This is a genomic window from Amycolatopsis nalaikhensis, assembly GCF_030264295.1.
Taxonomy (GTDB): Bacteria; Actinomycetota; Actinomycetes; order Mycobacteriales; family Pseudonocardiaceae; genus Amycolatopsis; species Amycolatopsis nalaikhensis.
In genome coordinates this window covers 4,526,251-4,547,460 of the sequence record NZ_CP127173.1, presented here as the reverse complement: position 1 = coordinate 4,547,460, position 21,210 = coordinate 4,526,251, and the positions used below count along the sequence as shown (strand labels likewise).

18 protein-coding genes are annotated in these 21,210 nt (G+C 70.2%); 5 read left to right on the top strand and 13 right to left on the bottom strand.

The features are described from left to right. Positions 1-56 precede the first annotated feature (56 nt). Positions 57-410, bottom strand: coding sequence for a DUF3499 domain-containing protein (locus QP939_RS22490; RefSeq protein WP_033261311.1), 354 nt, complete (start codon positions 408-410; stop codon positions 57-59). Positions 411-489: 79 nt separating this feature from the next. Here QP939_RS22490 and QP939_RS22485 point away from each other — a divergent pair, with 79 nt between their 5' ends. After that, on the top strand, positions 490-954 hold the full coding sequence (locus QP939_RS22485) for a metallopeptidase family protein (RefSeq protein WP_285458789.1): 465 nt from the start codon (positions 490-492) through the stop codon (positions 952-954). 124 nt (positions 955-1,078) lie between these two features. Here QP939_RS22485 and QP939_RS22480 read toward each other — a convergent pair whose 3' ends face one another. Further along, positions 1,079-4,351, bottom strand: a complete 3,273-nt coding sequence (locus QP939_RS22480; RefSeq protein ID WP_285458788.1) for a glycosyltransferase family 2 protein — start codon at positions 4,349-4,351, stop codon at positions 1,079-1,081. A gap of 134 nt (positions 4,352-4,485) precedes the next feature. Beyond that, positions 4,486-4,773 carry a WhiB family transcriptional regulator gene (locus QP939_RS22475; protein WP_167385067.1) on the bottom strand — a complete coding sequence of 96 codons (288 nt, stop codon included), beginning with the start codon at positions 4,771-4,773 and terminating at the stop codon, positions 4,486-4,488. A gap of 264 nt (positions 4,774-5,037) precedes the next feature. Here QP939_RS22475 and QP939_RS22470 point away from each other — a divergent pair, with 264 nt between their 5' ends. Beyond that, complete coding sequence (locus QP939_RS22470) at positions 5,038-5,799, top strand: site-2 protease family protein (RefSeq protein WP_285459819.1); 762 nt, start codon at positions 5,038-5,040, stop codon at positions 5,797-5,799. A 119-nt stretch (positions 5,800-5,918) separates the two neighbouring features. Here QP939_RS22470 and QP939_RS22465 read toward each other — a convergent pair whose 3' ends face one another. Genes QP939_RS22465 through mshB form a run of 3 tightly spaced genes read right to left on the bottom strand, consistent with a single transcriptional unit; the run spans position 5,919 to position 7,922 of the window. Further along, positions 5,919-6,698 (bottom strand): hypothetical protein, encoded by a 780-nt coding sequence (locus QP939_RS22465; protein ID WP_285458787.1) that lies wholly within the window; start codon positions 6,696-6,698, stop codon positions 5,919-5,921. After that, positions 6,691-7,083, bottom strand: coding sequence for a hypothetical protein (locus tag QP939_RS22460; protein WP_285458786.1), 393 nt, complete (start codon positions 7,081-7,083; stop codon positions 6,691-6,693). The genes QP939_RS22465 and QP939_RS22460 overlap by 8 nt, the downstream gene beginning before the upstream one ends. After that, positions 7,080-7,922 carry an N-acetyl-1-D-myo-inositol-2-amino-2-deoxy-alpha-D-glucopyranoside deacetylase gene (mshB, locus tag QP939_RS22455; RefSeq protein ID WP_285458785.1) on the bottom strand — a complete coding sequence of 281 codons (843 nt, stop codon included), beginning with the start codon at positions 7,920-7,922 and terminating at the stop codon, positions 7,080-7,082. The genes QP939_RS22460 and mshB overlap by 4 nt, the downstream gene beginning before the upstream one ends. A gap of 113 nt (positions 7,923-8,035) precedes the next feature. Here mshB and QP939_RS22450 point away from each other — a divergent pair, with 113 nt between their 5' ends. Next, the gene (locus tag QP939_RS22450) at positions 8,036-9,817 is read left to right on the top strand and encodes an ABC transporter ATP-binding protein (protein WP_285458784.1); all 1,782 of its coding nucleotides are present in this window, start codon (positions 8,036-8,038) and stop codon (positions 9,815-9,817) included. A gap of 150 nt (positions 9,818-9,967) precedes the next feature. Here QP939_RS22450 and QP939_RS22445 read toward each other — a convergent pair whose 3' ends face one another. The 6 genes from QP939_RS22445 to typA all read right to left on the bottom strand — a co-directional run bounded on the left by QP939_RS22445 (position 9,968) and on the right by typA (position 19,326). Next, positions 9,968-10,984 (bottom strand): ABC transporter permease, encoded by a 1,017-nt coding sequence (locus tag QP939_RS22445; protein ID WP_285458783.1) that lies wholly within the window; start codon positions 10,982-10,984, stop codon positions 9,968-9,970. A gap of 80 nt (positions 10,985-11,064) precedes the next feature. Next, on the bottom strand, positions 11,065-11,994 hold the full coding sequence (locus QP939_RS22440) for an ABC transporter permease (protein WP_414641914.1): 930 nt from the start codon (positions 11,992-11,994) through the stop codon (positions 11,065-11,067). After that, complete coding sequence (locus QP939_RS22435) at positions 11,987-13,003, bottom strand: ABC transporter permease (RefSeq protein ID WP_285458782.1); 1,017 nt, start codon at positions 13,001-13,003, stop codon at positions 11,987-11,989. Before QP939_RS22435 ends, QP939_RS22440 begins: the two co-directional genes overlap by 8 nt. A gap of 186 nt (positions 13,004-13,189) precedes the next feature. Beyond that, positions 13,190-15,001, bottom strand: coding sequence for an ABC transporter family substrate-binding protein (locus QP939_RS22430; protein ID WP_285458781.1), 1,812 nt, complete (start codon positions 14,999-15,001; stop codon positions 13,190-13,192). A gap of 285 nt (positions 15,002-15,286) precedes the next feature. Beyond that, positions 15,287-17,023 (bottom strand): ABC transporter family substrate-binding protein, encoded by a 1,737-nt coding sequence (locus QP939_RS22425; protein WP_285459817.1) that lies wholly within the window; start codon positions 17,021-17,023, stop codon positions 15,287-15,289. Between the two features lie 377 nt (positions 17,024-17,400). After that, positions 17,401-19,326 (bottom strand): translational GTPase TypA, encoded by a 1,926-nt coding sequence (gene typA / locus QP939_RS22420; RefSeq protein ID WP_285458780.1) that lies wholly within the window; start codon positions 19,324-19,326, stop codon positions 17,401-17,403. Between the two features lie 190 nt (positions 19,327-19,516). Here typA and QP939_RS22415 point away from each other — a divergent pair, with 190 nt between their 5' ends. After that, on the top strand, positions 19,517-19,666 hold the full coding sequence (locus tag QP939_RS22415) for a hypothetical protein (RefSeq protein WP_285458779.1): 150 nt from the start codon (positions 19,517-19,519) through the stop codon (positions 19,664-19,666). Here QP939_RS22415 and QP939_RS22410 read toward each other — a convergent pair. Further along, positions 19,663-19,962 (bottom strand): YciI family protein, encoded by a 300-nt coding sequence (locus tag QP939_RS22410; RefSeq protein ID WP_285458778.1) that lies wholly within the window; start codon positions 19,960-19,962, stop codon positions 19,663-19,665. The two genes, QP939_RS22415 and QP939_RS22410, sit on opposite strands and share 4 nt — an antisense overlap. Positions 19,963-20,219: 257 nt before the next feature. On the opposite strand from QP939_RS22410, the gene trpS reads away from it, so the two are divergent. Continuing rightward, positions 20,220-21,185 (top strand): tryptophan--tRNA ligase, encoded by a 966-nt coding sequence (gene trpS, locus QP939_RS22405; protein WP_285458777.1) that lies wholly within the window; start codon positions 20,220-20,222, stop codon positions 21,183-21,185. Positions 21,186-21,210 lie beyond the last annotated feature (25 nt).

Sequence of the window (21,210 nt, the reverse complement as noted above, 5' to 3'; positions counted from 1 at the left end):
CTGGCGCCCGCTGCGCCGCGCGGAAAGCCTACCGGCGGGGTGGGTGGGTGACGCGTTCAGGCGCGACCGGGCAGGACCCGCAGGTGACCGCGGCGCCCGGACGGGCCCTCCGGCTCCGGGGCGGGCGCGGGTTTGTCGGAGCGGCCGGCCTCGCGCACGGCCTCGGCCAGCGCGGTCAGCTCGTCGGCCGACGGGTCCGGCGCGGCGAAGGCACCTTCGTGCCGGACGACCTCCCAGCCCTTGGGCACGGTCAGCCGCAGCGCGTGGGCCTCGCAGAGGTCGTACGAATGCGGCTCGGAGGCGGTGGCCAGCGGGCCGACGACGGCGGTCGAGTCGCTGTAGGCATACGTCAGCGTGGCCACAGCTGGCTCGAGACAGCCAGTACGCGAACACTTCCGTACGCTCCGCACGATCCGAAACGATAGCGCGTCGCCGCAAGCCCGGAGGAGCGACACGCGCTGCGACTCGCCGACCGCATAGACTTCGGGGGTGGCGACGGCTCGTGACTACCGACAGCGGCGGCGCCTGCGACGGGACCGGCACGGCCGGGGCCTGCGCGGGACGCTGTACCCGGCGACCCTGCCCGCCGCCGCGAGCCGCGCGGAGCGGTTCGACGCGCTGGTGCTCGACGCGCTGGAACCGATCGAAGCGCGCTGGCGCCACGAGCTGACGAAGCTCGACGTGGCGGTCGACGACGTGCCCGAGGTGCGCGAGAACGGCCACGCCCCGGCGGACGGCGTCCTCCACGACGGCGCGGTGCCGCTGTCGCGGCTGGTCCCGGCGGGCGTGGACCGCACGGGACTGCCGACGCGGGCCCGGATCGTGCTGTACCGGCGGCCGCTGGAGGCGCGCGCGAAGGACCCGTCGGAGCTGGCCGAGCTGGTCCACGACGTCCTGGTCGAGCAGGTGGCCGGCTACCTCGGCGTGGAACCGGACGTCATCGAAGGCGAGTAGCGGCACAACCGGCGCGCACCAGGCTCAAGCGCCCCAAGGCGGCCTTGGTTGCGTCTGACGCACCCAATGTGGCCTTCGTTGCGTCTCACGCACCGAAGGCCACATTGGGGCGCTTGGGACCGGGTCAGGGGCGGCGGCGGGCCGGGACCGCCGTCAGGAGCGTGAACAGCACCGCCGCCAGCTGGGCGAGCAGGAGCAGGTTCCGCTCCGTGCCCGGGAACTCGACCGTCACCTCCGACGACGCCGGCGGCACCGACACCGCCACCTGGTGTCCCCACGCCGGGACGATCGGCACGCTCTTGCCCGCCACCGACGCCTTCCAGCCCGCTTCCTGTTCCGCGGCCAGCACGAGCAGCCGCCCGGTCGGGCCGTCCGACACGCGCACGCGCACGGCCGGCAGGTCCGCCCGCACCGGCGCGACGCCCGGTGCGTTCCCGGGCGCGCCGCCGCCGGTGACCGCCGCCTTCGCCTGCTCCGGCGAGATCAGGATCACCTGGCCCGCCGGGGGGAGCAGCTTCAGCACGCCCCGGCCGTCGGACGTCGGGGCGGCCACCGAGACCAGGTCCTTCGCCAGCGGCGGGTACGCCCGCGGGTCGACACCCGGCGGCAGCACCAGGTACTGCACCCCCGCCGCGGCCGCCGCCGCGAACGTGCGCTGCACGGCCGCCGCGTCGCCCTGACCCAGATCGCGCCGCCAGGCCGCGAACCGCGCCGGCGTGCCGGGCGTCGGGGCCAGCTCGTCGTCGCCGTAGTGGGGCAGGCGGCCGCCGATCTGGCGGGTCGCGTCGGAAGCCACGTCGAGCACCGACCGGCCGGACGCGGCCAGCTCCGCCGTCACCTCCGGCGCGAGCGACGGCCGGGCGCCGGTGCGCAGCGGTCCCTGCGAGCCGACCACCAGCGCGCTCGCCGCCAGCGCCAGGAACACCGCGACCCCGGCCACCGCGAACACCTTCGGCAGCCACGTCGCCGGCACCCCCGCCGAACCGCCGCGCTGCCACGACCCGAGCACGACCCACAGCAGCCCGGCGCCGACGATCAGCAGCGGCACGCCCGCGTGGCCGTGCGCGGGTGCGCCGCCCTGCATCGGCGTCGCCGTCACGAGCCGGACGAGCACCAGCCCGCCCGCACCCAGCGCGGCCAGCGCGAGCCCGCCCGCGGCCGCCTTCGTCGGCCGGACGACCAACGCCACCAGCGCCGCCGCGATCACCGCCACGCCGACTGGCCACGCACCCGGCCCGCCCGGGTCGAGGCCCGCGAGGTCGGTGCCGGACACCGTCGCCGCGGCCCCGCCGAGGCCCTGCACGAGCAGCTCGGGGTGCCGGAGCAGCACGGTCGGCCACGGCAGCAGCAACGCCAGCGGCAGCAGCACCACGATCCCGACCGACGCGATCCGCCGCGCCAGCCCGGTCGGCGCGGGCAGCACGACGAACCCGATCAGGAGCCCGGCGAGCGCGAGCCCGTGCGCCAGCGGCGAAAACGCGCCGAGCAACGCCACCCCGAACGCCGACAGCGCGGAGATGTGCAGCCAGCGCGTGTCCGCGCGCACCAGCAGCCCGGCGATGCCCGCGGCCACCAGCGGCAGCACCAGGTGCACCACGACGACGTCGAGCCGACCCTGCGCGACACCCGCCGTCGCCGCGGGCAGCAGCGCGTACGTCGCGGCGACGACGGCGCGAACCCAACGACGCACGCGAAGGCGCCGCGTTGCCGCGTACGCGCTCAACGCGGCCAACGGGATGTCGCCGAGGAGCAAGATCGCGACCAGCGCGGCCGGGCCGCCGATCGGCGCGAACACCGCGCCGAGCGCGCCGAGCACCGGCAGCGTCGCCGACGCGGGAGCGCCGGTGCCGCCCGCGATCGCGTGCCACGGCGTCAGGTACGACGTCCACAGCTCCCCCAGCCCGCCGACCGGGAGCAGCTTGCCACCGAAGAGGTCGAGGCCGAGCCGGGCGCGGTTGACGACCAGTCCCAGCGCCGTCATCACGACGAGCAGCACCACCGGCGGCGCGAAGATCGTGGCCGCGAGCACGCGCTTGCGGTTCACCTCGACGAAGACGAGCTCCGGCTCTTCGGCGGGCGCGGCGTGCTCTTCGGACTCCGGGACCGGTTCGGGCGCCGGGGTTTCCGGCAGCGCGACGGCGACGAGCGTGCCCGGCTTGCGCAGCCCGGACCCGCGCGAGCTGACCCCGCGCAACGCGCCCGCGGGCAACGCGGCGGGGCCGACCGGACGCGTCTCGCGGGCGTCGAGCGCCTCCGGCGTCACCCACGCCGACTCGGTTTCGACGGTCTCGGGGACCCGCCCGAGCGCGACGTCTTCCTCGACGCCGCGGCGCACGAGCCCGACGACGCCGGCGCGGAAGGCGTTGCGCAGCCGCGTCCCGCGTCCGGTGAAGAGCCCGCGAACCGTGCCGGGCCGCGGATTCCGCCGTCGGCTGGCTCGCGCGGCGCGCAATCCGCCGCGTCCACTGAGGAGATACGCGGCGGCGGCGAACTCGGCGCGCGCCTCGCCGGTGCGGCGCAGCACGAGGAAGGCCAGCGCGCGCAGCACCGACAGCAGCGGCAGCCGGATCATCCCCAGCCAGAAGGAAAACGGCGAGCAGTTCACCAGGAACACGCGCAGCCCGTGGGCCCGGTTGGCGGTGGCGAGCGGGGCCGCGACGGCGTCGGCCGCGCGTTGCCCGGTGGTGACGGCGCGCGCGTGCCGCACCCGCGCGGTCGGCACGGACAGGACGAGCCCGCCGGCGGCGTTCGCGCGCCAGCCGAAGTCGAGATCCTCGCGCAGCAACGGGAAATCCGGGTCGAAGCCGCCGAGGGAGTCCCAGGCGTCGCGGCGCACGAGCGAGCCCGCGCTGGGCACGGCGAGCACCTCGGCCGGCTCGTCGCCGGTCGCGGCGATCTGCTGGCGGTGCCCGGACGCGTCGGTGGACAGGCCGGCTTCGACGATCAGCCGCGGGTCGGTCCAGTCGAGCCCGAGCGGGCCGAGCACGGTCGCCGACGGCGTTTTCGTGGCGACCTGCAGGAGTTCTTCGAGGCAGTCCGGTTCGGGCGCGCAGTCGTCGTGCAGCAGCCACAGCCACGACCCGGGGTCGCCCCAGCGTTCGGTGGCGTGCTCGACGGCTTCGGCGACCGCGGCGGCGAAGCCGGTTTCACTCGACAGTGTGATGACGCCGGAGAGCACGGGCACGGAATCGAGCCCGGGATCCTCGGCGGCTTCGGCGAGCAGCCGCGGGGTCGCGTCGGTGGATCCGGTGTCCACGGCGAGCACGTGCCGGGGCCGGACGGAACTGCGGCGCAGCGAAGAAAGCGCCAGCGGCAGCCAGTTTTCGCCGTTGTGACAGACCACAATGGCCAGAACGGGCGCGGTGCGCAGGACGGGCGGCGCGGCGGTGCGGGACAACGAAGACTCCGGATCAGGCGGCGGATCGGTGCGGCCACCCTACGGCCCCGGTCCGTCACCCGGTGGTGAACCCACGCCGTGTGTTCACCACGTGGAATCACCGGTGACGCCACGCATCACCGGTGATCCCCCCTCTAGACAGCCCGTTTCTTCAGCTTCCGGCGCTCCCGCTCGGACAGACCGCCCCAGATGCCGAAGCGCTCGTCGTGGGCCAGCGCGTACTCAAGGCACTCGTCCTTGACCTCGCAGCCCAGGCAGATCCGCTTGGCTTCCCGGGTGGAGCCGCCCTTCTCGGGGAAGAACGCCTCCGGGTCCGTCTGCGCGCACAGGGCGCGTTCCTGCCAATCCTGCTCTTCCTCGGTGGCATCGATGAGCTCGGTGAGATCTCCCAGAGCCTGCTCCGGGATCTCGCCCCAACCCATGACGTGCCCCCATTCCTTCCCATCGGCTTCCAACCGCACGTCCGCCTCCTCGCTCCCTAGCACTCCCCAGGCTGGCGGTGGTGAAACGACACCCGCCGTCCCCTCTCGGCGGCGAATGACATCACTGTGATTACACCCGTGTAGTGCGGTCAGGTCAAGCGGAGTAGCGAGTTCGGGGGACCCTTCGGCCCGATCGCGCAAGGGGACACGCCGGTAACTTCACACCGGGCATACGGAAGACTGGGAACCGTGCAGAAGTCAGCAGTGCGCCCCAGCCCGGTCTTCCTCGGCATCCTCGCGCTCACCGTCGCCGGTGGCGCGATGGCCGCGTTCGGTGACATCAACACGGTGTTCGTCCGCGATCGCGATCCGCTGCTCATCGCGGGCGTGGTGATCTTCGTCGCCGCCGGCTGGGTGGCGTCGTTGTCCTTGCACGAGTTCGGCCACGCGATGGTCGCCTACCGCGGCGGCGACTACAGCGTCGCCCACAAGGGTTACCTCACCCTGGACGTCCGGAAGTACACGGACCCGGTGCTGTCGATCGTCCTGCCGCTGATCTTCCTCATCATCGGCGGCATCCCGCTGCCGGGCGGCGCGGTCTGGATCAACCGGGGCGCGCTCCGCTCGCGCGGGACGTCGTCGTGGGTGTCGCTGGCCGGGCCGCTGAGCAACCTCGCGGTCGGTGCCGCGCTGGCCCTGATCGTCGCGCTGGTGCCGATGTCGGGCGGGCTCGTGATCGCGATGTCCTACCTGGCGCTGCTGCAGATCGTGACGTTCATCCTCAACATCCTCCCGATCCCCGGCCTCGACGGCTGGGGCGCGATCGAGCCGTACCTGCCGCCGCGCGCCCGCGAGATCGGCGCGCAGGTGCGTCCGTGGGCGCCGATCATCCTGTTCGCGATCCTGTGGTTCATCAAGCCCGCGAACGCGGCCCTGTGGGACGGCTCGTTCTCGCTGTTCGGCCTCTTCGGCGGCTACGTCGACGGCGCGCAGATCGGCGCGAGCGTGTTCCGCTTCTGGAGCTGACCCAAGCGCCCCAAGGCGGCCTTCGGTGCGTGAGACGCAACCAAGGCGGCCTTCGGTGCGTCAGACGCAACCAAGGCCGCCTTGGGGCGCTTGGAACCGGACCGGTGGCGCGCGGCGGGTCAGGCGCGGTGCTCGGTCAGCCAGGTGTGCGCGCGCCGCCAGACCTTCTTCAACCCCGACCGCTCGCCGAAGTAGTCGCCCGCCGCGCCGACGATCGGCAGCATGCCGACCGCGCGGTGGAGGATGTTGCCGTGCGGGCGCTTCTCCAGCTCCTCGGTGATGCCGTACAACGCCCGGCCGAGGCGCCACAGCGTCCCCGCGGCCGCCTTGATCGTCGCCTTGCCGTGCTTCTTCTCCGACGCCGTCAGCTCTTCGGTCAGCTTCGCCGCTTCGTCCGCCTCCGCGGCTTCGTCGTGCTCCGGGTGCTTGCCCGCCGCGAGGTCCGGGTCGATGTCGCGTTCGAAAAGGACCGACGCGATCAGCCGCACCCGCGTGCCCACATCCGTGACGCCGTACTCGCCCGCGATCGCGCACAGCAGCAGCCCCTGCGACGCCGCGCCCAGCGCGTCCTGCACCGGCAGCCGGTCGGCCAGCGCGCCGCCGAGGCCGGGGATCGACGTCAGCAGCGCCGTGAAGCGGCCGACGCGGTTCATCCACCAGCTCGACCGGTCGTAGCCCGTCATCCGCGCCCACGCCGCCGTGCCGGGCACCTTCACCGACGTCACGCCGTGGATCAGCTTCGCCTTCAGACCGGACTCGACCTCGGCCAGGTCGTCCTTCGCCCGGGCCTGCAGGCCGAACGGGTCGGACTCGCGCAGCGCGTCGAGCATCGGCCCGCACGCCCGCACGAACGGCCGCAGCACGGCCACGACCTGGCGGTCGGAGATCGCCTCACCCACGTTCCGGATTCCTTCCCTTCGCGCGGCCCAGCCCACCGCCGAGCACCATGGCGCCCGGCAGCGCGCTCGCGCCGAGCAGCAGCAGGGCCCGCCAGTCCTGGATCAGCACCAGGTCACCGCCCGGACCCAGCATGCCGAGCCCGAACACGACGAGCACCCACACCGCGAGGGGTACCCACGAAAGTGCGGGCCGCACCAGCCTTCCGGTGGTCGCCACGAGCCACGGCGTGGTGACCGCGCCGACCAGGACGGTCACCGGCAGCGGCACGACGCCGATCCGCAGCGGCAGGAAGAACAGCTCCAGCACGGCCAGCAGCACGGTGTCGACGACGAGCAGCGCGAGCAGGAGCCCCTGCTCGAGCGTCAGCCGCTCGTCCACGCTCACAGCCCGCCGAACAGGTCGTGCGCGGCGCCCTCGGCCGGGCCGTGGGCCAGCACGTAGGCATCCTCGGCGAGGATCGGCTGCGCGATCTCGTTCGTCAGCGCGAAGTAGGGAAGGTCGCCGTCGACCACGGCGAGCTGCGTCGCGTGCGCGCGCAGTGCCGCGATCTTCGCCGGGACGTACGCGGCGACGTCGAGCGTCGTCGTGATCTCCTCGTCCGGCGTCGTGGGCAGCTCGTCGTCGTCCGGGACGTCGAAGATCGGGTCGTCGTCACGCAGCGCGGCCAGTCCGGCGCGGACCGCGTCGCGCGAGGTCACCGTGTGGAACACCCGCTCGACCGACGTCGCGCGGGGCGCCGCCGCCATCGTGATCTCGTGCGCGCGGATGTGGTCGGGGTGGCCGTAGCCGCCGAAGGCGTCGTAGGTGACGACGACCTGCGGCTGAACCTCGTCGAGGATCTCGGCCAGCTGCGCGGCCTGCTCGTCGGCGCTGCCGCCGGTGAAGGCCCGCGGGTGCGACGCCGACGGCGTGCCCGCCATGCCCGAATCGCGCCACCGGCCGAGCCCGCCCAGGTAACGATGTCGTGACACCCCCAGCGCGGCGCACGCCCGCTGCAGCTCCGCGACGCGGTAGCCGCCGAGCTGGTCGGCGGCCTGCGCACCGAGCCCGGCCAGCTCGGGCAGGTCGGCCATGACCTCGCCCTCCTCACCGAGCGTGCAGGTCACCACGGTCACCTCGGCGCCCTCGGCGGCGTATCGTGCGATCGTGGCGCCGGTGGTGATGGTCTCGTCGTCGGGATGGGCGTGGACGAGCAGCAGCCTGCGCGATACCGGGGAGATCACGGGTTGAGCGTAATTCCCGTGCTCCGACCTTAGTCGGGGACACCCTCGGTTATCCTCGCGCGAGTCGCGACCGCCGCGTCGCGATCGTCTGTACCCCCACGAAGGGCATCTTGGTGAGCACTGAAGCAACTTCGGCGGACGTCGCCGGTGTGTCGGGTTCCGTTCTGTCCATCTCCGACCTGAGCGTGTCGTTCCGCACCGAAGACGGCGTCGTGGACGCGGTCAAGGGCATCGGCTTCGACGTCAAGCCCGGCGAGATCGTCGCCGTGGTCGGAGAGTCCGGGTCCGGCAAGTCCGTCACGTCGATGTCGGTGCTGGGCCTGCTGCCCAAGACCAGCAAGATCGCCGGTGAGCTGCGCCTCGGCGAGCGCAACCTGGCCGATCTCAAAGAGAAGGAAATGCAGAAGATCCGCGGCAACAAGGTCGCGATGATCTTCCAGGAGCCGATGACCGCGCTGAACCCGGTCTACACGGTCGGCTGGCAGCTGCGCGAGGCCCTGCGCTCGCACCTCGACATCTCGAAGGCGGCCGCCGACAAGCGCGCCGTCGAGCTGCTCGACATGGTCGGCATCCCGAACCCGCCGCTGCGGTTCAAGCAGTACCCGCACCAGCTGTCGGGCGGTCTGCGCCAGCGCGTCGTGATCGCCATGGCGATCGCGTGCGACCCGAAGGTCATCATCGCCGACGAGCCGACCACGGCGCTCGACGTCACGGTCCAGGCGGAGATCCTCGGCCTGCTGCGCAAGCTGCGCGACACGCTCGACACGGCGATCGTGCTGATCACCCACGACATGGGCGTCGTCGCCGACATGGCCGACCGCGTCATCGTGATGTACCAGGGCGAGATCGTCGAAGAGGCGCCGGTGCGCGAGCTGTTCGCGTCGCCGAAGGAGGACTACACCCGGCGGCTGCTGGCCGCGGTGCCGGTGCTCGGCCAGCGCCCCGAGGGGCGTCGCCTGCTCGACGACGCCGGCATCGCCTCCGACAGCACCGAGGCGGCGAAGATCGCCGAGGAGATCCGGCTGGCCGACGAGGAGCTCGAGGCCGTCATCGAGGAGGCCGCGCCGGCGCTGGAGATCAAGAACCTGGTGCTCGAGTACCCGGGCCGCCGCGGTCAGGGCAAGAACCGCGCGGTCGACGACGTCTCGCTGACCATCGCCAAGGGCGAGATCGTCGGCCTGGTGGGCGAGTCCGGCTCGGGCAAGACGACGGTCGGGCGCTGCGCGATCCGCCTGCTCGACCCGACGTCGGGCACGGTGTCCATCGCGGGCAAGGACATCACGAAGATGTCGGCGAAGGAGCTTCGCCCGCTTCGCCGGTACTTCTCGATCGTGTTCCAGGACCCGGCGTCCACGCTGGACCCGAAGATGACGATCGGCGAGTCGATCGCCGAGCCGATGGTGCTGCACAAGGTGCTGTCCGGCAAGGAACTGTCGGCGCGGGTGCGCTCGCTGCTGGACAAGGTCGAGCTGGGCGGGCACTACATGAACCGCTACCCGCACGAGCTGTCCGGCGGCCAGCGCCAGCGCGTGGCGATCGCGCGTGCGCTGTCGCTCGACCCGGCGCTGCTGATCGCGGACGAGCCGACGTCGGCGCTGGACGTGTCGGTGCAGGCCCGCGTGCTGGACCTGTTCCTCGACCTGCAGCAGTCGCTGCAGTTCGCGTGCCTGTTCATCAGCCACGACCTGGCGGTGGTCGACCTGCTGGCCGACCGCGTCGCGGTGATGCAGCACGGCAAGCTCGTCGAGGTCGGCACCCGTGACCAGGTGCTGCACGCGCCGCAGCAGGAGTACACGAAGCGCCTGCTGTCGGCGGCCCCGGTGGCCGACCCGGTGCTGCAGGCCGAGCGCCGCGCGGCCTGGGAGGCCGGCAAGCTGGCCCCGGTGGCCGACTGACGTAGACCGCTGAAGGGCCCGCACTCGCGTTGGGTGCGGGCCCTTCGCCATGCCCGGCCCCGAGCGCCCCAAGGCGGCCTTGGTTGCGTCTCACGCACCGAAGGCCGCCTTGGGTGCGTCAGACGCACCGAAGGCCACATTGGGGCGCTTCTAGCCGACGCGGATGCGGGGGTCCAGGATGCCGTACATCAGGTCGGCCACCAGGTTCGCCACCACGACGCTCGCCGCGATCACCACCAGCCAGCCCATCAGCACCTGGGGGTCGTTCTTGTTGACCGCCTCCACCAGCAGCGTGCCCATGCCGTGCCAGTTGAACACCGTCTCCGTGATGATCGCGCCCGTCACCGTCGCGCCGAAGTTGACCGAAAACAGCGTCATCACCGGGATCAGCGCGTTGCGGAACGCGTGCCGCCAGATCACGCGGCTGTTCGAGACGCCCTTCGCGCGCGCGGTGCGCACGTAATCCGCGCCCAGGACCTCCAGCATCGACGCCCGCTGGAAGCGGCTGTACGCCGCGAACGTGATCGCCATGATCGACAGCGTCGGCAGCAGGAACGCGCCGACGTACTTCGCGAGCGCGTCGCCCACTCCGGTCGCCGAGAGGCTCTCCGGGCTCGTCGTACGCAACCACGGGTCGCCGAGGACGTCGGACAGGCCCAGCTGGCGCACCCAGCCGTTCAGGCGGATCGCGTAGCCCTTGAGGACGATCGCGATGCAGAAGATCGGCATCGAGAACATCAGGAACGCCAGCGTCGTGGCCAGGTAGTCCCAGATCGAGTACTGCTTGACCGCCGCCAGCACGCCGACCAGCACACCGAAGATCAGGGCCAGGATCGACGCCGCCACGACCAGCTCGAGCGTCACCTTGAACGCCGCCATCACCTTCGGCGCCACCGGCTGGAAGGCGTTGCCCTGCGCGATGGAGATGCCCCAGTCACCGCTGAGGAAGTGGCCCAGCCAGGTGAAGTACCGCGCGACGATGCTCTGGTCGAGCCCGAGCTGGTGTTCGGTGGCGGCGATGGCCTCGGCGTTGATGCCGGGCTTGTTGCGCAGCTCCCCGAGCGGGTCGCCGGTGTTGGCCACCATGACGAAGCAGAGGAACGTGCCGACCAGCAGGACCGGGATCGAGATGGCCAGCCGGCGGAGCACGTAGAGCACGAGATTCATCCGAAACCCCCATGTTCCGGCGATCGTCGCGCGAAAACGGACGCGGGGGCGACCGGAACCGGTCACCCCCGCGTCGGCGTTCAGGCCTTCATTCTCCGCTGGCGCGGGTCGAAGGCGTCGCGAAGACCGTCACCGATGAAGTTGATCGTCAGCGAAATCAGCACGAGCACGATGAACGGCCCGAAGAACAGCGCCGGCCGCGTCTGCAGCTGGGCGTAGTTCTCCAGGATGACGCGGCCGAGCGAGGTGTCCGGCAGCTGGACACCGAGGCCGATGAACGACAGCGCGGCTTCCGCCAGCACGGCCTGCGCGACCGCGAGGGTCGCGTTGACCGTGATGCTGCCGACCATGTTCGGCACCAGGTGCTTGAAGATGATCCGGAACGTGCCGGCACCCGAAGCGCGCGCCGCGTCGACGAACTCGCGCTGGGACAACGACATCGCTTCGGCCCGGGTGATCCGGGCGATCTGCATCCAGCCGAACGCCGCCAGCACCAGCGCGACGATGTACCAGGAGCCGCTCCCGAACACCTTCGCCAGGATCGCCGCCGCGGCGATCTGCGGGATGATCAGGAACAGGTCCGTCACCCGGGAGACCGCCGAGTCGGTGAAGCTCCGCAGGTAACCGGCGAGAGCGCCGAGGACGACGCCGACCAGGGTCGACAGGATCGACACCGTGAGCGCGATGAGCAGCGAGAACTGGGTGCCGCGCAGGATCTGCGACACCATGTCCTTGCCGACCTGGGTGGTGCCCAGCGGGAAGTCGGCGCTCGGCTTCGCGAACGACGGGAACGAGCTGTCCTCGTAGCTGTGCTTCCAGAAGATCGGCAGGATGATGCTGAGCAGCACGATCAGCACCAGCACCGCGGTCGACGCCATGGCCAGCTTGTGGTGCAGGAACTTCCGGAGCACCAGCTTGCCCTGGCTCCGGGGTTCGGGCAGGGCTTCCGGCGGGAGGGTGCCGTCCTTGGTCGCGGTTTCGCTCGCGAGAAGGGAGTTCAAGTCAGCCAACGCGAATCCTCGGGTCCAGGATGCCGTACACCAGGTCGGCGATCAGGTTGGCGACGATCACGCTGGTGGCGATCACCACGAGCCAGCCCATCATCACCTGAGTGTCGTTCTTCGAGACGGCTTCCACCAGCAATGTGCCCATACCGTGCCAGTTGAACACCGTTTCGGTGATGATCGCGCCGGCGAGCACCGACCCGAAGTTCACCGAGAACAGCGTCGTGACGGGGATCAGGGCGTTGCGGAACGCGTGCCGGAAGATGACCCGGCCGTTGCCGAGGCCCTTGGCGCGCGCGGTGCGGACGTAGTCCGAGCCCATCACCTCGAGCATCGACGCCCGCTGGAACCGGCTGTACGCGGCGAAGCTGATCGCCATGATCGACAGCGTCGGCAGCAGGTAGGCACCGATGGTGCTCGTTATGAAGTCCCCGACGCCGTCCGTTTTCAGCTGTTCCGGGCTGGTCGTGCGTAGCCACGGATTGCCGAGGACGTCCTGGAGGCCGAGGTCGCGGACCCACCCGTTGATCTCGATCGCGTAGTTCTTCAGGACGATCGCCACGCAGAAGATCGGCATGGAGAACAGCAGGAAGGCCAGGGTGGTGGCCAGGTAGTCGATGATCGAGTACTGCTTCACCGCGGCGAGCACGCCGACGATGATCCCGATGACCAGCGCGAGGATCTCGGCTCCGACGACCAGCTTGAACGTGACGCCGAACGCCGCCATCACCTTCGGCGCGACCGGCTGCAGCGCGTTGCCCTGCGCGATGGACGTGCCCCAGTCGCCCTGGAGGAAGTCCCCGAGCCAGCTGAAGTACCGCGGCACGACACCCTGGTCCAGGCCCAGCTTGTGGGAGAGCGCGTCGATCGCGTCCTTGCTCAGCTGCGGGTTGTTGCGGAGCTCGCCGAGCGGGTCACCGGTGGCGGCGACCATCACGAACGACAAAAAGGTCCCGACCAGCAGGACGGGAATCGATATCGCCAGACGGCGAAGGATGTAGATCACCAGGTTCAACGAACTGCTCCTCATCCGGGCCTGGTCGTCAGAAGTGCGCTGGACCGCTACCCGGTTGTCTACCGTAGTGGGGGTAACCCTACGGTCAACAGCTACTTCCGGTGGGTACCGGGGCCCGGCTCGTGGCCGGGCCCCGGTACCCCCCAGGTCATCTGGAACGAGGGGAAAGAAGAGGCGGGACGAGCCCTACTTCTTCTGCTCCCACTCGCCGGCGTTCCACAGGACACCGTTGTAGGACTGCATGTACACGCGGTCGATGCCCTTGAACGCCCACATGCTCGGCGTCTGGAACAGCGGGAGCGTCGCGTACTTGTCCGCGATGGCCTTGTCGGCCGCCTGGTAGGACTGCAGCTTGACCTGCTCGTCCGTCGCGCTCACAGCGGTCTTGAACGCGTCGTCGATCTTCGGGTCGCACAGGTTCTGGTAGTTCTGGTCGCCACCGTTGTTCGGGCAGACGTAGATCGACCGCGACTGCGACTTGTACGGAGCCGACGACCAGCCGAACAGCGCGATGTCGTAGTCACCGGTCGAAACGCGGCCACCCTTGAGGAAGTTGGCGTCGGTCTCGTCCTTGACCTCGATACCGGCCGCCTTGGCCTGCGAGATGATGATCTCGACGGTCTGGCTGCGGCGGGCGTTCTGGTTGTGCGTGATCTTGAACGAAGCCCGCTGGCCGCCCTTGGCGAAGATGCCGTCGGCACCCTTGGTCCAGCCCGCGTCGGTCAGCGTCTTCGCCGCCGCCTCGGCACCCAGGCCGGCCTTGCTGCCGTACAGGTCGGTGTAGCCCTCTTCACCCTGGAAGAACACGATCGAGTTCAGCGGGGCCGCGTCGGCCTGGACTTCCTTGAGCAGCTTGTCGGTGATCGCCTTGCGGTCGACGACCTCGAAGAACGCCTTGCGGAGCGCGTCGTCCTTGAACATGCGGTTGAACTGCAGGTCCAGGTGCTCGTAGGTCAGCTGCGGGGCCGAACCGTAGGTCACGCCCTGCGCCGCGAGGCCCTTCATCGTGTTCGCCGCGGTGGCGTCCGGCTGGGTCGACGCCGCGACGTCGATCTCACCGTTCTGCAGCGCGGTCGCCATGGCCTTGGTGTCTTCCATGGCGCGGACCACGATCTTGGCCGGGCCGCCCTTGCCGCCCGCCCAGTTCGGGTTCTTCACGAGCGTGACGGACTTCTGGTTCGCGTCGAACGAGTCGATCATGTACGGCCCGGAAGCCGGCATGAGGGCCTTGTCGAAGCCCTTCCACTTGTTCGTCCAGAAGTCGCCGGCCTTGGACAGCAGGGCCGGGTCGCCGGTCGGCGCCAGCTTGGTGATGTCCGGGATGCCGGTCTGCTTCTCGAGGATGTGCGCCGGCAGGATCGACACGCCGGAGAACAGGCCCTTGTAGTCGAGGTACGGCTCGCTGTAGTCCGTCTCGAAGGTCAGGTTGTCCTTGCAGGTGGCGGTCTTGATCTTGTCGTAGCCGGTGGTCGAAGCGGCGTTGAACGGGTTCTTGCCGTCCGTGCCCTTCGCCTGGCCGCTCTGCGACAGCCAGTTCAGGTACAGGTCCTTGCAGTCGAACGGCTCGTTGTCCGACCACTTGAGGTTCGGCCGGATCTTGTACGTGACGACCTGCGGGTCCTTGGAGGTCACGTCGACCGAGTCGAACATGTCCTTGTTGAGCAGGATCTTGTTGTTGCCGTCGAGGACGAAGGAGTCTTCGAGGACAGCGGTCAAGATGTAGGTGTTGTACGAGCTGTTGGTGTCCGGGGTGTTGTTGTTGTACCCGGAGTACCCGTCGTCGATCCCGACCGTGACCGTGCCGTCCCAGCCCTGGACGTCCGCGAGCTTGAACGTGTCACCCTGCTCGGCCTTGCCGACCGCCATCGCCTTGACGTCGGTGGACGACCCGTTCTGGTCGGTGCTACCCGAGCCCGAGTCGCCGCCGCTGCAGGCGCTCAGCAGCAGCGAGGCGCCTGCGACGAGCGACAAGGCGGAGACTGCTTTGGTTCTCCTCATGAAGTGTGCCCTCCTAGCACTGAGTCCCTGAATTGTGACAAGGACCCACACCGCTCCGGTTTGGTGCCGGAGCCTACGACACGCCAAGCGACACTCAACTGGCGCACTGCGGGAGCACGCTAGAAAGGAAAAGCACCGACAGTCACCAGTTCAGGGTCGATCGTGACCAAAGGGTGACTTCCAGCCGACATCCAGAAATACGACGGTTACCTCACGGATTCAAAGCCTCCCACTCGAAGGCGTCGGTGAAGATCACCCGGTAGTACTGAATGCGTAGCCGAGCGATTACTTCGGGCCGCGAGTCCAGTTCACCGCCGACCCGAACGGGCCCACCATGGGGGGACCCGGCGTGACGCCCGAGATGCCCGAACCGATCGCCAGGGTGTCAGCCAGCTGGAACAACGGGATGACCACGTTCTGGCGCCAAAGTTCAGGCTCCAGAGTGGTGAGCGCGTCGGCGATCGGGGTCGCGCCGGAGAGCGCCGCGTCGATCGACGGCTGCAGCGCCGGATCGCAGAACCCGGCCGAATTGCCCGGAACGACGGGTTTGGTCTTGTCCGCGCCCGCGGCCGTCTGCTCCGGGCGGCAGCCGAAGGTCGACGCGAGCACCGACGCCGTGTCGCCGCCGACCGGCTGCGGCACGACCGCGATGTCGACGCCGACGTTGCCCGCCGAGTCGCCGGTCGGCTGCTGCACCCCGTTGACGACTGGCATCGCGAGCAGGCCGCCGAACAGGTCGCGCGGCTGCGGCGTGATCGCGTTGACCTCGATGCCCTGCGCGACGAGCTGGGTGGCGAGCTCCTTCGCGATCGTCGCGTACGGCTCCTGGGTGCCCGGCGAGGCGATCACCAGCGAGAGGGCCTTGCCGTTCTTGCGCCAGGTGCCCGCGGTCTTCGCGTAGCCCGCGGCCTTCAGCGACTCCTCGGCCTTGGCGACGTCGGGCGCGGTCGGCGGGCCGGGCGGGATGGTCGCGGCGTACCCCGCTTCCGAGGGCGCCTTCACCTGGGCGTCGGCGTGCAGCGTCGACGACGGTCCGCCGTTGACGCCTTCGGTGATCAGCTTGCCGCGGTCGAGCAGCGCGGCGACACCCGCGCGGACCTGGGCGTCCTGCAGCGTGGCGCTGACCGGGCGCAGCAGCACGTCGGCCACCACCGGCCGGGCCACGGTGTGCAGCCGCACGGCCGGGCCGAGGTCGCCGAGCCGCTTGAGCTCGTCGCCGCTGGTGCGGGCCAGCGCGAACTGGTCGTTGCCGCTCTGCAGCGCCGGCAGCAGCGTGCTCTGGTCCGAGCGGCGCAGCACGATCCGGTCGATGGCCGCGGGCTTCTCCCAGTAGCGCTCGTTGCGCTCGAGGATCACTTCGCCGCGGGCGGTGTCGATGCTCTTGATCGAGAACGGGCCGGCGACGGCCGGGAAGTTCGCCGCGAGCGCCCCGCGCCAGCCGTCGGGCGCGTCCTTGAGCAGGTGCGCGGGCAGCAGACCGGAGAACAGCGTCTGCCAGCCGGGGTACGGCTTGGCGAAGGTGACCTCGACGCGCTTGCCGCCTTCGCGGGACTGCAGGTCGGTGATCTGCCGGTAGCCCGCGGGCTCGATCACGCCGGGCTGGTCGCGCATTTGGGTGCGCAGGTAGTCGAAGTCCTCGGCGGCGATGGGCGCGCCGTCGGACCAGGACGCGTCCGGCCGGATGTCGTAGGCGACCACGAACGGCTGCTGCGAGATCACCTGCGCGGACTTCATCAGGTTCTTGTCGAGCTGGGTGCTGCCGTCGTCCTTCTGCCGGAACACCGAGGGCAGCAGCAGCTGCGAGAGCGCCGACGTCACCTGGGACGAGTCCGCGAGGTTGTGCGGGTTGTACCCGCCGAGCACGTCGTCGACCCCGACGACGATCTGCGACGGCGTCTTGCCGGTGGTCGACACGGGCGCGACCGACGACGACACGACCGGTGGCGGCGGGGTGTTCGAGCACGAGGTGAGCAGCACGGCCGCGAGTGCCAGTACCGGCACCGCCTTGCGATTCACCCGCACGCCCCGTTCCTCCCAGGTTCCGCCGATCGGGTCAGCCATGCTCCCACGGCCGCCTCCGCCGCCGGAACCGAGATTCCCACACCCGGATCGGCCGGGCCCGGCCCCCCTTGGTGCCGCTATCGGAAAGGACGCGCGGGACGCCGTCCGGGTTCCCGGACCGTTCCGGAACGACGGAACGAACACGGCCCGGACACGGGACGGGATTCACGCGGTGGTGAACACCAGGCGTCGAGTCCGTCGGATCCCCTATAAAGATATAAGGAGAAGAACGGCGGAATTCGTGACTTCGCGTCGGCCGATCGTAGACCGAGCGTGATGGTCCGGGCAACGAAAAACCTCCCGGTGCGGGACACCGGGAGGTTTTCGCGTAATCGGGGTCAGCCGTTTTCGCGGCTCTTCGCGCGCGAACGCTCCTTCGCGCGCGTGGAGATGTCGAGCGTGACCTTGCGGACGCGGACCACGTCCGGCGCCACCTCGACGCACTCGTCGACGGCGCAGAACTCCAGCGCTTCCTCCAGGCCGAGCTTGCGCGGCCGGGCGAGGCGCTCGAGCTCGTCACCGGTAGACGAGCGCATGTTGGTGAGCTTCTTCTCCTTGGTGATGTTGATGTCGAGGTCCTCCATGCGCGGGTTCTCGCCCACGACCATGCCCTCGTACACCTCGGCGCCCGGCTCGACGAAGAACGTGCCGCGGTCGGCCAGCTGGATCATCGCGTACGCGGTGATCGGGCCCGAACGGTCGGCGACCAAGGAGCCGCTGTGCCGGGTGCGGATCTCGCCCGCCCACGGGAAGTAGCCCTCGAACACGTGGTTCGCGATGCCGGTGCCGCGGGTCTCGGTGAGGAAGTCGGTGCGGAAGCCGATCAGGCCGCGCGAGGGCAGCACGTAGATCAGCTTGATCCGGCCGGTGCCGTTGCCGCTCATGTCCTCCATGCGGCCCTTGCGGGACGCGAGCAGCTGCGTGATCGCGCCGAGGTGCTCCTCCGGCGAGTCGATGTAGAGGCGCTCGAACGGCTCGTGCAGCTTGCCGTCGATCGTGCGGAGCACCACCTGCGGCTTGCCGACGGTCAGCTCGAAGCCCTCGCGGCGCATCTGCTCGACGAGGATGGCCAGCGCGAGCTCGCCGCGGCCCTGGACCTCCCAGGTGTCCGGGCGCTCGGTCGGCAGGACGCGGATCGAGACGTTGCCGACCAGCTCCTGGTCGAGACGGGCCTTGACCAGCCGCGCGGTGACCTTGTCGCCGCCGTTGCGCCCGGCCAGCGGCGAGGTGTTGACGCCGATGGTCATCGAGATCGCGGGCTCGTCGACGGTGATCCGGGGCAGCGCCACCGGGTTCTCCGCGTCGGCGAGGGTGTCGCCGATGGTGATGTCCGGGATGCCGGCGATCGCGACCAGCTCGCCCGCGGTGGCCTCGGTGGCCGGGACGCGGGTGAGCGCCTCGGTGACGAGCAGCTCGGAGATGCGCACGTTCTGCACCGAGCCGTCCTCGCGCATCCAGGCCACGGTCTGGCCCTTGCGCAGCTTGCCTGCGTGGATGCGGATCAGCGCGATGCGGCCGAGGAAGTTCGACGCGTCGAGGTTGGTGACCAGCGCCTGCAGCGGCGCGTCGAGGTCGGCGACGGGCGGCGGCACGTGGCGCAGCAGCGTGTCGAAGAGCGGGTCGAGGTTCTCGCTGTCGGGCAGGCCGCCGTCCGCGGGCTGCTCGAGGCTCGCCTTGCCGGCGCGCGCGGAGGCGTAGACGACCGGGAGGTCGAGGATCGCGTCGAGGTCGGCGTCCTCGATGTCGCCCGCCAGGTCGAGCAGCAGGTCGTGGGTCTCCTCGACGACCTCGGCGATCCGCGCGTCCGGCCGGTCGACCTTGTTGACCAGCAGGATCACCGGGAGCCGGGCTTCGAGGGTCTTGCGGAGCACGAACCGGGTCTGCGGCAGCGGGCCTTCGGACGCGTCGACCAGCAGCACCACGCCGTCCACCATGGACAGCCCGCGCTCGACCTCGCCGCCGAAGTCGGCGTGGCCCGGGGTGTCGATGACGTTGATGGTGATCGGGCCGTCTTCGGTCTGGCGGCGGATCGAGGTGTTCTTCGCCAGGATCGTGATGCCCTTTTCGCGCTCGAGCTCACCCGAGTCCATCACGCGGTCGACGAGCTCGGCGCGCTCGGCGAAGGCGCCGGACTGGCGGAGCATCGCGTCCACCAGCGTCGTCTTGCCGTGGTCGACGTGGGCTACGATCGCGACATTGCGCAGGTCGGGCCGGGTCTTACCGGTCGGCCGGCCGGTTTCGACGGTAGCGCTGGCTGCGGGCACGCGAGAACTCCTGAACTTCAAGGGTTGGATGGCCGCGTAAGCCCGTCAGGCATCCCGTGACCGGCTCTGGTCACACGCGGACCTCACTCAGGATACCCGCAGCCCCGGTGTGAGCGGCCCCACGCCCCCTTGTCGGTTAGGCTGACCTAACGTGGATACCCGGTGAACGTCGCCGAGCCGAGGAGCGCACGTGGGCAAGAAGGCGAAGGATCCGCGCAAGGTCGTGCGCAAGCTGATGAAGGCCGGCAAGGTCAAGAAGAAGTGCTGCCGGTCGAAGCCGCGCTGCAAGAAGTGCCCGGTGCTGGCGTTGAAGAAGGCGAAGCTGGACCTCGCCGCCTAGTGCGGCACCGCCTCGTTGACCAGCCGCAGTTCGGGCGCCGTCTTCGTCGGCGAGAACTCGATCACCTCGTACTTCGCGAGGTGCTTCACGGAGAACGGGTCGGACGCGAGGATCGCGTCGAGCTTCCCGCGGGCCATCGGCCGCGTGATGATCACGCCGCCGGTGCGCGGGTTCCGCGCCCCGGACGCCAGGAAGTGGCCGTGTTCGTACTGCTTGTTCAGCCATTCGACGTGGTCCGGGAGCGCGTAGTCGATTTCCTCGATGGGGGCCGTGTAGTTCAGCAGGACGACATACATGGTTAAGAAGGTAACTCCGCCGGGCGGCCGCCACACCCCTCGCGCGGCGCGTCGATGCGAAGTGTTGACGGATCGGGCGAACGGAGAAGTCCGGCGCCGCCGGGTCCGCTACAGTGGGTGCATGCGTGCGCAGACCTCCCAGTGGTGGCCGCCCTCCGGCGGCCCATTGAACCTGCGCTGAACCACCAGCGGCCGCCCCGGACGGGCGGCCTTTTTCGTGCCTTCTCCGGGGTGGTCCCCCTCGGAAGGAAGACACGATGAGCAAGCTGTCCGGCATCACCCCCTCCGGTCACGTCCACCTCGGCAACTACCTCGGTGCCGTGCGCCGCTGGGCGCTCGAGGGCGGCGCGGACGACCTGTACTTCGTCGCCGACCTGCACGGCATGACGACCCCGCACAACCCGGCGAAACTCCGATCACTGGCGCACGAACAGCTGGCGGTGCTGATCGCCGCCGGCATCGATCCCGAGCGGGTGTTCGTCCAGTCGGACCTGGCCCGCGAGCTGGGCGCGCTGACCTGGGTGCTGGAGTGCACCTGCAACTACGGCGAAGCGGCCAGGATGATCCAGTTCAAGGAGAAGTCCAAGGGGCAGGCCGGGGTGCGGCTGTCGCTGCTGACCTACCCGGCGCTGATGGCCGCGGACATCCTGCTGCAGGGCGCGGACGAGGTGCCGGTCGGCGAGGACCAGCGCCAGCACGTCGAGCTGACACGGACGCTGGCGAAGCGCTTCAACAGCACGTACGGCGAGGTGTTCACGATCCCGGAGGCGGTGCTCCCGCCCGCGGGAGCGCGGGTGAAGGACCTCAGCGATCCGACGCGCAAGATGTCGAAGTCGACGCGGGACGCGGCGGGCGTGGTGTTCGCGCTCGACGAGCCGGACCAGATCCGCCGCAAGATCCGCCGCGCGGTGACCGACGGCGGCTCGGTGCCGGTCCACGCCCCGGACACCCGCCCTGGGATGGCGAACCTGCTGGAGATCCTGGCCGCGTGCCGGGGCGGTTCCCCGGCCGACCTGGCGGAGGAGTTCTCGTCGTACGGAGCGGTGAAGGACGCCGTCGCCGACGCCGTGATCGAGGAGCTGAGTCCCGTGCGCTCGCGGGCCATGACGCTGCTCGACGACGTCGCGGAGCTGGACCGGGTGCGGAAGGCGGGCGCGGAGCGGGCCCGCGAGCGCGGCTCGCACCGGCTCGACGCGGCGTTGCGGATGATCGGCGCGTGCTGAAGGGGACGTTCATCGCATGTGATCG